The sequence below is a fragment of the Stappia sp. TSB10GB4 genome (assembly GCF_900185745.1).
Classification (GTDB): Bacteria; Pseudomonadota; Alphaproteobacteria; order Rhizobiales; family Stappiaceae; genus Stappia.
In genome coordinates this window covers 59763-72556 of sequence record NZ_FYAV01000069.1, presented here as the reverse complement: position 1 = coordinate 72556, position 12794 = coordinate 59763, and the positions used below count along the sequence as shown (strand labels likewise).

The following is a 12794-nucleotide window of genomic DNA, read 5'->3' as shown; positions in this document are numbered from 1 at the left end:
CCGGTCGCGGCGGAGGTGATCGAAAACAGCGCGATTTGAGACGCCAAACGCAAAATCTCGCAAGATTTTGCAAAATCGCCTCAAAAAATATCTATACATTTCAACAGGATAGCACCCTTCGAGAAATCGGATGGGCGCTTTTTCCGTTGGCCTTGGCACCACTTGTCCCCGCCTCCAGGGCCTTGAAACCGCATCTGCGGTGCCCCGGATACCCCCGCTGGGAGCCGATTCCCCGTCCGCCACCTGTCCCCGCCCGCCGCCATGGCCGCGACCGGCTGGGCGCAAAAGCAACAAGGCCTCCCGGACGGGTGTCCGGAAGGCCTTGCGAAGACAAACCCTGCCGGGGACAACCCGGCCGGAAACTTACTTCGGGCGCTTGGACCCGTAGAGCGAACGGCGCTTCTTGCGGTCCTTGACGCCCTGGGTGTCGAGCACGCCGCGGATCACGCGGTAGCGGACGCCCGGAAGGTCGTTCGGGCCGCCGCCACGCACCAGCACCACCGAGTGCTCCTGCAGGTTATGGCCCTCGCCCGGGATATAGGCGGTGACTTCATTGCCATTGGTCATGCGAACACGCGCGACCTTACGAAGAGCCGAGTTCGGCTTGCGCGGCGTCGTGGTGTAGACGCGGGTGCAAACCGCGCGCTTCTGCGGGTTACCGCCCAGCGCGGGGGTCTTGGACTTCTTGACGGTCGGCTTACGGTTCAGGCGAACCAACTGGTTGATTGTCGGCATAGGGTGCTTGCAGCTTGTTTTTGAGGAATGTCTTGGCCGCCTCGTATAGGGGGGGCGGCCCGCTTTGTCAAAGGGAGAATCCCGCTTTCCGGCGTTTTCCGCCGCGTCCGATTGCTTGCTGCGCGATTCCGGCATCCGGCTTTCGCGCAGCAACCACTCCGGCGGGCGGGGCGGCGGTTGTCAGACGTCCAGATTGGCGACCGCGAGGGCGTTCTCCTGGATGAAGGTGCGCCTCGGATCGACATCATCGCCCATCAGCTTGGTGAAGATGTCGTCGGCGGCGTCCGCCTCGCGCACCTTCACCTGCAGCAGCGAGCGCACGTTCGGGTCGAGCGTGGTCTCCCAGAGCTGTTCGGCGTTCATTTCGCCGAGACCCTTGTAGCGCTGCATGGCGATGCCCTTGCGTCCTTGCGCGAACACCGCGTCGAGCAGGGCGCGCGGCCCGCGGATCGCTGTGTCATTGCCCTTGCGGGCCAGCGTCGCCGCCTTGATGTAGATCTCCTGCAGGTGCTGGGTGCGGGCGTCCAGCTTGCGGGCATCGGCCGAGCCGAGCAGGGCCGCGTCGATGGTCGCCGCTTCCTTGACGCCGCGCACCGTGCGCTCGAACACCAGGTCGCCATTGTCCAGCACCTTGCCTTCCCAGCCGCGCTCGAACTCATCGGCGAGGATGTCCAGCCGGCGGGCGATATAGGCCGCCGCCTCCACCGAGCGGACCGGATCGTGATGCACGTCCGGGTTCAGCGCGCCGGCGATCGCCGCCTGCTCGACCACATCGCGGTCGTAGCGCGAATGCAGCCCGTCGAGGATACCGGCGACCGAGCGCGCCTTTTCGACCACGTCGCGCAGGTCGTGTCCGCTGCGCACTTCGCCGCTGGCCAGGGTCAGCGTGCAGTCTTCCAGGCCGGTGTCGATCAGGTAGTTTTCCAGCGCCTCCTGGTCCTTCAGGTACTGCTCGGAATTCCCGCGCTTGACCTTGTAGAGCGGCGGCTGGGCGATATAGATATGGCCGTTCTCGATCAGCTCCGGCATCTGCCGGAAGAAGAACGTCAGCAGCAGCGTGCGGATATGGGCGCCGTCGACATCTGCGTCCGTCATGATGATAATCTTGTGGTAACGCAGTTTGGCCAGGTTGAATTCTTCCTTGCCGATGCCGGTGCCAAGCGCGGTGATCAGCGTGCCGATCTCGTTGGACGACAGCATCTTGTCGAAGCGCGCCCGCTCCACGTTGAGGATCTTGCCGCGCAGCGGCAGGATCGCCTGATTCTCGCGGCTGCGGCCCTGCTTGGCCGAGCCACCGGCCGAATCGCCCTCCACCAGGAAGAGTTCGGCCTTGGCCGGGTCGCGCTCCTGGCAGTCGGCGAGCTTGCCGGGGAGCGAGGCGACATCCAGCGCGCCCTTGCGCCGGGTCAGTTCGCGCGCCTTGCGCGCCGCCTCGCGGGCCGACGCCGCCTCGACGATCTTGGAGACCAGCACGCGGGCCGGGGCCGGATTTTCCTCCAGCCATTCGGCCAGCGCCCCGTTGATGGCGTTCTCGACGACCGGACGGACCTCGGAGGAGACCAGCTTGTCCTTGGTCTGGGACGAGAATTTCGGGTCCGGCACCTTGACCGAGAGCACGCAGGTCAGCCCCTCGCGGCAATCGTCGCCGGTCAGCGAGACCTTTTCCTTCTTGAGGAGGCCCGACTGGTCGGCATAGCCAGTCATCTGCCGGGTCAGCGCGCCGCGGAATCCGGCCAGATGCGTGCCGCCGTCGCGCTGCGGGATGTTGTTGGTGAAGCACAGCACCTGCTCGTGGTAGCTGTCGTTCCACCACATCGCCGCTTCGACCGTGACGCCGTCCTTCTCGGTGCGCATGACGATCGGCGCCTCGATGAGCGGGTGCTTGGCCCGGTCGAGATAGCGCACGAAAGCCTCCAGGCCGCCCTCGTAGAACAGCTCGACGGCCTTCTCCTCGACGCCGCGCCGGTCGGTCAGGAGAATGCGGACGCCCGAATTCAAGAAGGCCAGTTCGCGCAGCCGGTGTTCCAGCGTGGCGAAATCGAACTCGATGCGGGTGAAGGTGTCCGGCGACGGCAAGAAGGTGACTTCCGTCCCCTTGCGCCCGTCCGCCGGGCCGACGACGGCCAGCGGCGCCTCGGCCTCGCCATTGCGGAAGCGCATGCGGTGCTCGTTGCCGCTGCGCCAGATGCGCAGGTCGAGCCAGGTCGACAGGGCATTCACCACGGAAACGCCGACGCCGTGCAGGCCGCCCGACACCTTGTAGGAGTTCTGGTCGAACTTACCGCCGGCATGCAACTGGGTCATGATGACCTCGGCGGCGGAGACGCCCTCCTCGGAGTGCAGGTCGGTCGGAATGCCGCGGCCGTTGTCGGTCACGGTCACCGAACCGTCGGCGTTCAGCGTCACCGTCACCCGGTCGGCATGGCCGGCCAGCGCCTCGTCGATGGCGTTGTCGACCACCTCGTAGACCATGTGATGAAGGCCGGAGCCGTCGTCGGTGTCGCCGATATACATGCCGGGACGCTTGCGCACCGCATCGAGGCCCTTGAGGACCTTGATCGAGTCCGCGCCGTATTCCTCGGCGCCGTTGCTGACCTGCGGTTCGCTTTCGCTGCCCGTCGGGGTATCGCTCATTCGAATCAAACGCTCGCTGGATCTTGTGTGTCGTTCAGTTATACGGGCTTGCAACAGGGGTTCAACCGGCTGTCGCCCGGCTTTCCGGCCGCCGGCCACCGCTTGGCGACCGCCGCGATACGCCCCTCACCGTCCGCTTGCGGAGGGGTTTCGGCAGGCATCGGTTTTCCCGTTCCAAGTCAATGCGTTATCCGTGCCCGTCGGCGTGCCGTGCTCAGCGTGTGGCGACCGCCACCGCCGCCCCCGCCATTACCGAGCCGGCGACCCTGTTGAGAAGTTTCAGCGCGCGCGGGCTGGCCAGCATCCGCCTTGCCCGCTCGGCCAGCAGACAGTAGCCGCCGAGCACCACCGCCAGCACCGCGAAAGTGACCAGCGACAGCTCCGCATAGCCGAGCATGGTCACCGTCTCCAGCGCGATGATGTTGGGCAGCAGCGCCAGATAGAAGACCATCACCTTGGGATTGCCCATGGTCACTGCCAGCCCGCCCATCGCCAGCGCGACGGGCCGTTCCTTGCGCACCGGACCGACCGCCGCAAGGCCGCCATCGGCGGGTGCGGTCCACATCTTCCATGCCAGATAGGCCAGATAGAGCGCGCCGGCATATTTGACCAGCAGGAACACCGTGCCGAAGGACTTGGCCAGCACCGCCAGACCGGCGACGGCGAAGCCCAGCCAGATCACGTCGCCGAGGGCGATGCCGAAGCAGAAGGCGAACGCGCCCTCGCGGCCGCGCGACAACACGCGCGCGACGATGGCGGCAATACCGGGACCGGGAATGACGGCCGCGACGAACAGGGCCGCGGCGAAGACGAGCAGCGCGGAAACATCCATGTAAAACTCGATCCTTGGGAGGCCGGCCTTGCGAAAGCCGCCTTGCAGGGGGGCCAGGAGGGGCCGGGAGAGCCGTTCACCCTTCCATATAAGGCGAAATGGTCGAATGTGCGACCTTCAGAATCTGGCTGCCCTCCGGCAGGTCGACGAAGAGCTGGCTGTCGGTTCCCGTCATCAGCACCTGCAGTCCGAGGTCCGCCAGCCGCGAAAACAGCGCCTTGCGCCGGCCGGGATCCAGATGCGCGGCGACCTCGTCGAGCAGCAGCACCGGGGTCATGCCGGCGGTCTGCGAGGTCACTTCCGCATGGGCGAGGATGAGGCCGATCAGCAGCGCCTTCTGCTCGCCGGTCGAGGCGAGCGCCGCCGGCATGTCCTTGGCAAGGAGGCGAACGGCGAGATCGCTGCGATGCGGGCCGTAAAGGGTCCGTCCGGCGGCGCGGTCGCGCAGGCGCGCCTCGCCGAGCTGGTCGCGGTAACGGTCCTCGATGTCATATGCGGCAAGCCCCTCGCAGTCGCGCTCGAAGTCGCCGGCCAGCTCGACGCCGGCCAGCGGAAACGGCAGGCCGAGATCCGCCTGCTGGTGGATGCGGGCCTGCAGCAGGGCAACCGTCTCGCGCCGGGCAAAGCCGACAGCCACGGCAAGCGGGGCGAGCTGCGCCTCCACCGCGTCGAGAAAGGCGGCCGAGCCGCCCTCCTCCAGCAGCCGGTTGCGGGCGCGCAGGGTCTTTTCCAGATCGGCGACGCGGCGGCCGTGGCCGGGGTCGATCGCCAGCACCAGCCGGTCGAGAAAGCGGCGCCGGTCGCCGGCCGGGCCGGTGAACAGCCCGTCCATCGCCGGCAGCAGCCAGAGCACGCGCAGATGATCGAGCAACTGGTCGGAGGAGCGGGCGTCGGTGCCGTCGATGCGGATGCGTCGGCCGGTCTCGCCCGGCGCGTGGCCGACGCCGATGCGGGTCTCGCCGTCGGGGCCGGTGAGACGGGCGGCAACGCTCCAGCTTCCCTGCGCGCCCTGGCGGTGGAGTTCGTCGAGCTGGGCCCGGCGCAGCCCGCGTCCCGCCGTGAGCAGCGACACCGCCTCCAGCAGATTGGTCTTGCCCGAGCCGTTGTCACCGACCAGCGCCACCAGGCGGGCGCCGAATGCGACGCTCGCCTGCTCGTAATTCCTGAAATCGGTGAGTGTCAGGCTGCTGAGGGCAACCTGGACCGGCTCGCCCATCCGGCCTCCATACGGGTCGCGTGGCTTCGGGTCCCTTGCCTGCGCAGCGCCTGCAGGTCCCGGCAAGGGCGCAGACGGCCCGCGGCCGCCCCGGCTGTACCCGCCTAGACGCGCATCGGCATCAGGACATAGAGCGCGTCTTCCGCGCCCTTGTCCTGGATCAGGGTCGGCGCACCGGCATCGGCGAGGCGGAAGCAGGCGGTGTCGCCGCGCAACTGGCCGGTGATCTCCAGCAGGTAGCGCGAGTTGAAGCCGATCTCCAGCGGGTCGCTGTCATAGTCGATGGCCAGTTCCTCGGTCGCCGAGCCGCTGTCCGGATTGACCACCGTCAGGATCATCCGCCCTTCCGAGATCGCCAGCTTCACGGCGCGGCCGCGCTCGGAGGAAATGGTGGAGACGCGGTCGACGGCGGCCTTGAACTCGTCGCGCTCGACCAGCAGTTCCTTGTCGTTGTTCTGCGGGATTACCCGGCCGTAGTCCGGGAAGGTGCCGTCGATCAGCTTGGAAGTCAGGATCACATCGCCGGTGGTGATGCGGATCTTGGTCTCGGAGATCTCGATGGCAGCCTCAGCGTCGGGGGCTTCCAGCAGCTTCTGGATCTCGCCGACGGTCTTGCGCGGCACGATGATGCCGGGCATGCCGCTGCTTCCGGCCGGCGCGGGGATTTCCGCGCGCGCCAGACGGTGGCCGTCGGTCGCGACCGCGCGCAGGCGCTCGCCCGCCTCGGCCGTCACCGCATGCAGATAGATGCCGTTCAGATAGTAGCGCGTCTCCTCGGTGGAGATCGCGAACTGCGTCGCATCGATCAGCGTGCGCAGATCGCGCGAGGCGAGCGTGAAGCGATGGGAGAACTCCCCGGCGGTGATGTCGGGGAAATCGGTTTCCGGCAGCATTTGCAGCGCAAACCGCGAGCGCCCGGCCCGGATCTCCAGCGTCGCATTGTCCGACGAGGTCTCCAGCGCCACCTGCGCGCCCTCGGGCAGCTTGCGGACGATGTCGTAGATCATATGCGCCGGAACGGTGGTCGCACCGGGCTGCTCGACCAGCGCGGCAACCTTCTCCGAGATCTCCAGATCCAGATCGGTCGCCTTCAGCAGCAACTGTCCGCCATCGGCGCGCAGCAGCACGTTGGACAGGATCGGGATGGTGTTGCGGCGCTCGACGACACGATGAACATGGGTCAGGGACTTCAGGAGATCGGTCCGCTCGAGGGTCACTTTCATTGCATCGTCCATTATCAAAAATCGTGGGAACCGCGACGGTCAAACGGGCGTCGACACTGCCCCTTCGCGCTGCGAAAAGCAAGTGTCGGCGAGACTTCCGTGGCATTCGCGACGCCGGTGCCGTCCGTCCCTCGGCCTTGGCCTCATTTTAGGCCCGAAACCCAGGCCGAGGACAAAATGTCGGGCGGCCTCCCTGCCGGGATGCCGCCCAAGATGCCGTGTGGACCGCGTCAGGCGTCCAGCATGCGCTTCAGGAGGTCGAGCTCCTGCGCCAGCGAATTGTCGGACCGTGCAAGGTCCTCGATCTTGCGCACCGCGTGCAGCACCGTGGTGTGGTCGCGATTGCCGAAGCGGCGGCCGATCTCGGGGAGGGAACGCGGGGTCAGCACCTTGGCGAGATACATGGCGATCTGGCGCGGCCGGACGATGGTGCGGGTGCGGCGCGCCGACAGCAGATCGGCCTTCGACACGTTGTAGTGCTTGGAGACGATGCGCTGGATGTCCTCGATCTTGACCCGGCGCGGCTCGGCGTTGCGAACGAGATCGCGCAAGGTCGCCTCGGCCATCTCCTGCGTCACCGGCTGGTTGGTGAGCTGGTTGTGGGCGATCAGGCGGTTGAGCGCGCCTTCAAGGTCGCGGCCCGAATTGCCGACGTGGCGGGCAACGTAGTCGAGCACCGCTTCGGGAACGGTGAAGCCTGCATGCGAGCGGCGCACCGCGTCGATGCGGTTGCTCAAAATAGCGCGGCGCAGACCGAAATCGGGTTCGGAAATGGCAACGACGAGACCGCCGGCCAGGCGCGAACGCATACGGTCGTCGAGGGTCTCGAGATCCCCCGGCGGCCGGTCGGCAGCCACCACGACCTGGCGGGCGCCGTCGATCAGCGCGTTCAGCGTGTGGCAGAATTCCTGCTGGACCTGCTTGCCATGCAGGAACTGCATGTCGTCGATCAGCAGCAGGTCGATGGTGCGCAGCGTGTCCTTGAAGGCGAGCGCGGACTGGGCCTTCAGCGCCGAGACGAAGCGATACATGAAATGCTCGGCCGTGAGGTACAGCACCCGGCGCCCGGACGCCTGCGCCGCCGAGGCGACCGCCTGCATCAGGTGCGTCTTGCCGAGGCCGACCGAGGCATGGATGTAGAGCGGATTGAAGGTCACCGAGGCCGCTGTGGCGACCTGACGCGCGGCGGCCAGCGCCAGTGCGTTGGACTCGCCCTCGACAAAGGACTCGAACGTGTATTTCGGGTCGAGCGAGGCACCTTCCAGGCCCTCGCCGCCCTCGCGCGAGGTCGCAGCGACAGGGCGCGCCACGCCGCCCGGCGCCGTGTCCGGCCTGGACGCGCCAGCCCCCTCGACCAGCTTGATCTGCTGGGCGGCGCGCGGGGCGGCCGGCGCCGTCCGCGCCAGACCGGCCACGGCGGGACGCGCCCGCACCGCACCGCGAACCGTCAGCTCGATGCGATGGACGTCATCGCATTCGTGCTTCCAAAGACCCATCAACCGCTCGCGATAATGGGACTGGATCCACTGCTTGAGGAACCGGGTCGGCACGGAGAGGCGAACGGTGCCATCGGAATGATCCTCCAGATCGACCCGAGCGAACCAACTGGTGAAGACATCCTCTCCGAGCTCGGCCCGCAGCCGCTTCTTGACGCGCGTCCAGTGATCAATGCCCGCGGTCTCTGATGCCGGCAGTTCCTGCAAGTTCATCGTGATCGCCTCCAAATGGTCAACGAGGTGCTCCGCCGCCGCAGAACCCGTTGCACTTATTGTGTTTTTCGCCGTTTCGGCGCGGTCTTGTCGCGAGCCGTCCCCGGCCCGCCAGGTGTCGCGAAAGCGACAGATAGCCTCACCGAGTGAGCGCTGCCCGCCCGGCTGAAAATCTCGTCTGCCCCTTGGGGCTTCCCGTTGCCTCAACCTCCTGCGGGTCATGCGGGCGATGGATCGCCCCGGCAAGGAGAGGGTCGCTGGATGCGAGAGGACCGTCCGACGCTTTCGCAATCGACGCCCCATGAATGGATCAGGTCGTGGCACCCCTCGAAGGGCGCCACGCTGGAGCGGCACAGAAAATGGATTGCGCAGTCATCGTCAAGCCCTCTTTCCAGTCTCGAGCTTCCCTGGGCGCAACCGTCGCAGACAAACCACACCTGTCGCGACACCCGCACCAACGCCTCCCGCCGTCTCCGCAAACGGCGTGCCGCAAGACACAGAAATCCTGTCTTGCCGGACGGGCCAGCAAGTCAAAAACGACTGGATCATGCGGGGGAGACTGTCTTTCCGATCTACGACTTCAGTAGAAGACGCCGTTTGACCGGGGAACTTTTGGAACTCTTCCAAGAGAACGCGCGGCTTTCGCCCAATGTATATTTTTTGCACAAATATAACATTGCTCTCCTAGAGGCCCCTGTCTTTTTTGTTTTGCGATTTTGCCCGGGCGAGCGCCCGATAACCAAGACCATACACAGCCCCCACAGGCCCCGCAACAGTCTCGCCCGGCAATTCGGCGCCCCCGAGGGTCAGGGTCACGCCCGCACCTGCGGATGACGGCGAGGCGCCATTTGGAAGGCGTTTTGACTCAAAGCGTTTTCGATCCGGCCGAGCCTTTCACACCATTTTGCTGTGCAGGAAAAAAAAATTCACGACCTCAATCTTGACAGACGGGAAACCGCAGACACCGACGAAGGCCACACCCAACATGATCTTAAGACACTGATTAAGAAAAGGTTTTTGTGACAGGTCAAAAGCCGCGAAACGCATTCGAATCGCCCGGCTTGCTTAGGCGGGAAGGGAGACGAAAGTCGATGCCGGCAAAAGAAAAACCCGACCAAAAGGCCGGGTTCCAACTCTTCCGCGATGATCGCAACGCTCAGGCGCCGAGGACCTTGATGCGGGAGCTCAGGCGGGAAATCTTCCGCGACACCGTGTTGCGGTGGTAGACGCCCTTGGACACCGCCCGCATGATCTCGGGCTGGGCTGCCTTGAGGGCATCGCTCGCTGCGGCCTTGTCGCCAGAGGCAATCGCCTCCTCAACCTTGCGCAGGTAAGTGCGCACCCGGCTGCGGCGGGCCTTGTTGGTGGCCGTGCGACGCTCGATCTTGCGCGCCGCCTTCTTGGCCGAAGGGGTGTTGGCCATATTCTGTCCTGATGCGTTACGTGAACAATCCGACTCGTTCGGGCCAGGGCGTCGAAGCCATCTGGATCAAACGAAAGCGGCGGCGGAACGGGCCGCCACCGGTCGACCGCGTTATAGGCGGCCGCCCGCCCGCCGTCAACGCGAAAGTCACGAAAAACGCGTGAACTCCCGCGCCGCCGGCCGACGGACGCCGCCTACATGTTCTTGAACTGGGGAGCGCGCTTCTCCACGAAGGCATTCATGCCTTCCGTCTGGTCTTCCGTCGCGAACATCGAGTGGAAGACGCGACGCTCGAAGCGCACGCCCTCGGCAAGGGTCGTCTCATAGGCGCGGTTGACGCTTTCCTTGGTCATCATCGCAGTGGGCAGCGAGAAACCGGCAATCTTCTCGGCCACGCGCATGGCTTCCTCGAGCAGCTCGTCGAGCGGCACCACCCGGCTGACAAGGCCGGAGCGCTCCGCCTCGGCGGCATCCATCATCCGGCCGGTCAGGCACATTTCCATCGCCTTCGACTTGCCGACGAAGCGGGTCAGGCGCTGGGTGCCGCCGGCGCCGGGCATCACGCCGAGCGTGATCTCCGGCTGGCCGAACTTGGCGTTGTCCGCAGCCAGGATGAAGTCGCACATCATCGCCAGTTCGCAGCCGCCGCCGAGCGCGTAGCCCGCCACCGCCGCGATGATCGGCTTGCGGAACCGCGACACGTGGTCCCAGGAGGTGATGAAGTCGGTCTTGTAGGCCTCGACGAAGGAGAGCGAGGACATCTCCTTGATATCGGCGCCGGCGGCGAAGGCCTTTTCCGATCCGGTGAGCACGACGCAGCCGATCTTGTCGTCGCTCTCGAACAGCGCCAATGCGGCGTTGAGCTCGGCAATCAGTTCGGAATTCAGGGCGTTCAGCGCCTTCGGACGGTTCAAAGTGACGAGGGCGACCCGCCCGCGCTTCTCGACCCGAATATTCTCGTATCCCATGGGACCTCCCAAAATGGGACGGCGCGTCGTCAGCCAGCGCCGCCTTCGCGGATCAAGGGGTATCCGAAGGCCCCCGCCGCCGCAACCTTGCAGTTTCCGGCGAGACGAGCTCCGACCAGGCCCGGCCGCCGCCCCTTTCTACCCCTGGCAGTGGGGGCAATGGAAAGTCGAACGACCCGACTGCACGATACGCGCGACCGTGCCGCCGCAGCCGGCGCGCGGACACGGCTCGCCCTCGCGCCCATAGACCGCGAAGGAATGCTGGAAATAGCCGAGTTCGCCGTCGGCCTGGCGGTGGTCGCGCAAGGTCGAGCCGCCGGCGACGATGGCCTCGGCGATGACCTCGCGAATGGCGGTGACAAGCCGCTTTGCCCCTGCCGTCGGCGCGCCGGCGGCGGTGGCGAGCGTTCCGGCGCTGCGCAGCGGGCTGAGCTTTGCCCGGTGCAGCGCCTCGCAGACATAGATGTTGCCGAGCCCGGCAATGGCGCGCTGGTCGAGCAGCAGCGCCTTGAGCGGTGTCGCCCGCCCCGCCGCAACCCTCGCCAGGTGTTCGGCATCCAGCGCATTGCCGGTCGGCTCCGGGCCGAGCGCGGCGAACCAGGGATGCTGCTCGACCTCGGCACGCGCGATGAGGCTCATGAAGCCGAACCTGCGCGGATCGTTGTAGACGATGCGCAGGCGCTCCGCACCGCCATGCTCGAGATGGAAGATGACGTGGTCATGCGCCCGGTCGACCGAGCGCGGATAGTGGAACGCCTCTGCCGCAACGGGCTGCGAGCGCTCCTCGCCGACCTCTTCGATGCGGAAGGAGCCGGACATGCCCAGATGCATGACGAGAACGGTGCCGTCCTCCAGATCGCCCAGCAGATACTTGGCCCGCCGCCCGAGCGCGACCATCCGCTGCCCGCCGAGCCGGTTGCGGAAATCGGCCGGCAGGGGGAAGCGCAGGTCGGCCCGGTTGAGGGTCACCTTGCGGATCATGGCACCGTCGAAGACCGGGGAAAGGCCCCGGCGTACGGTTTCGACTTCGGGCAATTCCGGCATGGAGGTCTCCGCAAGGGGGCGCTGCGTCGGCCGCGCGGTCTCGCCCTCTTGCATAAAGGAGATGGGCGGGGCGTCAATCCTTCGCTCCGGGCCAAGCGTCCCGGCAATGTCCTGCGCCGGAAAGGCGCGCCCGCAACCCGTGACCTCATCGCGAAAATGCTGTAAGCCATGCCTCGATCAGCGGAAACACAGGCGCATGGAGAGCCCTATGGCGGCCAGCATGGACAGCGACCGGGGGCGGACGAGCGGCCCGGAAATGGCGACGAGCTTCGGCTTCCGCAAGGTCGCCAGCGGCGAGAAGCAGCCCCTCGTCAACGAGGTGTTCCACCAGGTGGCGAACCGCTACGACCTCATGAACGACCTGATGTCGGGCGGCCTGCACCGGCTGTGGAAGGACGCGATGGTGTCGTCTCTGGCCCCGCCCAGAGCCGACCGCCGCGCCTTCCGCGTCCTCGACGTTGCCGGCGGCACCGGCGACATTGCAACGCGCATCATCGAGCGCGGCGGCAAGGCGACCTCCGCCGTCGTCTGCGACATCAACGGCTCGATGCTGGACGTGGGCAGAGCCCGCGCCGCCAAGGCGGGGCTCGGCGATCGCCTGAGCTTTGTGGAGGGCAATGCCGAGGACCTGCCCTTCCCCGACCGCTCGTTCGACGCCTATACGATCGCCTTCGGCATCCGCAACGTGCCGCGCATCGACAAGGCACTCAGCGAGGCGCGGCGCGTGCTGAAGCGCGGCGGGCGCTTCCTGTGCCTGGAGTTCAGCCAGGTGGATGTCGCCGGTCTCGACAAGGTCTATGACCTGTTCTCCTTCAACGCGATCCCGGTCATGGGGCGGATGGTGACCGGCGACGGCGAGCCCTATCGCTATCTGGTGGAATCGATCCGCAAGTTCCCGAACCAGGAGCGTTTCGCCGACATGATCCGCGAGGCCGGGTTCGCGCGCGTCAGCTACCGCAACTATTCGGGCGGGATCGCCTGCCTGCATTCCGCCTGGGCGATCTGAGGCC

At 66.3% G+C, this 12794-nt stretch carries 10 protein-coding genes; 1 reads left to right on the top strand and 9 read right to left on the bottom strand.

What is annotated here, in order from left to right:
* Positions 1-363: 363 nt before the first annotated feature.
* The 9 genes from rpsL to mutM all read right to left on the bottom strand — a co-directional run bounded on the left by rpsL (position 364) and on the right by mutM (position 11784).
* Positions 364-735, bottom strand: a complete 372-nt coding sequence (gene rpsL / locus TSB10GB4_RS19835) for a 30S ribosomal protein S12 (protein WP_067223430.1) — start codon at positions 733-735, stop codon at positions 364-366.
* Between the two features lie 180 nt (positions 736-915).
* Positions 916-3369, bottom strand: coding sequence for a DNA topoisomerase (ATP-hydrolyzing) subunit B (gene gyrB / locus TSB10GB4_RS19830; protein WP_186397152.1), 2454 nt, complete (start codon positions 3367-3369; stop codon positions 916-918).
* 214 nt (positions 3370-3583) lie between these two features.
* On the bottom strand, positions 3584-4201 hold the full coding sequence (locus TSB10GB4_RS19825; RefSeq protein WP_186397151.1) for a LysE family translocator: 618 nt from the start codon (positions 4199-4201) through the stop codon (positions 3584-3586).
* Positions 4202-4277: 76 nt separating this feature from the next.
* Positions 4278-5417, bottom strand: a complete 1140-nt coding sequence (recF, locus tag TSB10GB4_RS19820; protein WP_186388730.1) for a DNA replication/repair protein RecF — start codon at positions 5415-5417, stop codon at positions 4278-4280.
* Positions 5418-5521: 104 nt separating this feature from the next.
* Positions 5522-6640: a DNA polymerase III subunit beta gene (gene dnaN, locus TSB10GB4_RS19815; RefSeq protein ID WP_186388729.1), complete on the bottom strand. Its 1119-nt coding sequence runs from the start codon at positions 6638-6640 to the stop codon at positions 5522-5524.
* Between the two features lie 230 nt (positions 6641-6870).
* Positions 6871-8349: a chromosomal replication initiator protein DnaA gene (gene dnaA / locus TSB10GB4_RS19810; protein WP_186397150.1), complete on the bottom strand. Its 1479-nt coding sequence runs from the start codon at positions 8347-8349 to the stop codon at positions 6871-6873.
* A gap of 1156 nt (positions 8350-9505) precedes the next feature.
* On the bottom strand, positions 9506-9772 hold the full coding sequence (gene rpsT, locus TSB10GB4_RS19805) for a 30S ribosomal protein S20 (protein WP_186388727.1): 267 nt from the start codon (positions 9770-9772) through the stop codon (positions 9506-9508).
* Positions 9773-9966: 194 nt separating this feature from the next.
* A complete protein-coding gene (locus TSB10GB4_RS19800) occupies positions 9967-10740 on the bottom strand; it encodes an enoyl-CoA hydratase (RefSeq protein WP_186388726.1) in 774 nt (257 codons plus the stop codon).
* 138 nt (positions 10741-10878) lie between these two features.
* A complete protein-coding gene (gene mutM / locus TSB10GB4_RS19795; RefSeq protein WP_186397149.1) occupies positions 10879-11784 on the bottom strand; it encodes a bifunctional DNA-formamidopyrimidine glycosylase/DNA-(apurinic or apyrimidinic site) lyase in 906 nt (301 codons plus the stop codon).
* Positions 11785-12004: 220 nt separating this feature from the next.
* On the opposite strand from mutM, the gene ubiE reads away from it, so the two are divergent.
* Entirely contained in the window at positions 12005-12790 is a 786-nt protein-coding gene (gene ubiE / locus TSB10GB4_RS19790; RefSeq protein WP_371328922.1) for a bifunctional demethylmenaquinone methyltransferase/2-methoxy-6-polyprenyl-1,4-benzoquinol methylase UbiE, read from the top strand.
* Positions 12791-12794 lie beyond the last annotated feature (4 nt).

Bases quoted from the DNA above. Each gene is read 5' to 3' on its own strand.
- rpsL (WP_067223430.1), bottom strand. From the start codon at position 735: ATGCCGACAATCAACCAGTTGGTTCGCCTGAACCGTAAGCCGACCGTC.
- ubiE (WP_371328922.1), top strand. From the start codon at position 12,005: ATGGACAGCGACCGGGGGCGGACGAGCGGCCCGGAAATGGCGACGAGC.
- gyrB (WP_186397152.1), bottom strand. From the start codon at position 3,369: ATGAGCGATACCCCGACGGGCAGCGAAAGCGAACCGCAGGTCAGCAAC.
- TSB10GB4_RS19800 (WP_186388726.1), bottom strand. From the start codon at position 10,740: ATGGGATACGAGAATATTCGGGTCGAGAAGCGCGGGCGGGTCGCCCTC.
- dnaA (WP_186397150.1), bottom strand. From the start codon at position 8,349: ATGAACTTGCAGGAACTGCCGGCATCAGAGACCGCGGGCATTGATCAC.
- rpsT (WP_186388727.1), bottom strand. From the start codon at position 9,772: ATGGCCAACACCCCTTCGGCCAAGAAGGCGGCGCGCAAGATCGAGCGT.
- mutM (WP_186397149.1), bottom strand. From the start codon at position 11,784: ATGCCGGAATTGCCCGAAGTCGAAACCGTACGCCGGGGCCTTTCCCCG.
- TSB10GB4_RS19825 (WP_186397151.1), bottom strand. From the start codon at position 4,201: ATGGATGTTTCCGCGCTGCTCGTCTTCGCCGCGGCCCTGTTCGTCGCG.
- recF (WP_186388730.1), bottom strand. From the start codon at position 5,417: ATGGGCGAGCCGGTCCAGGTTGCCCTCAGCAGCCTGACACTCACCGAT.
- dnaN (WP_186388729.1), bottom strand. From the start codon at position 6,640: ATGAAAGTGACCCTCGAGCGGACCGATCTCCTGAAGTCCCTGACCCAT.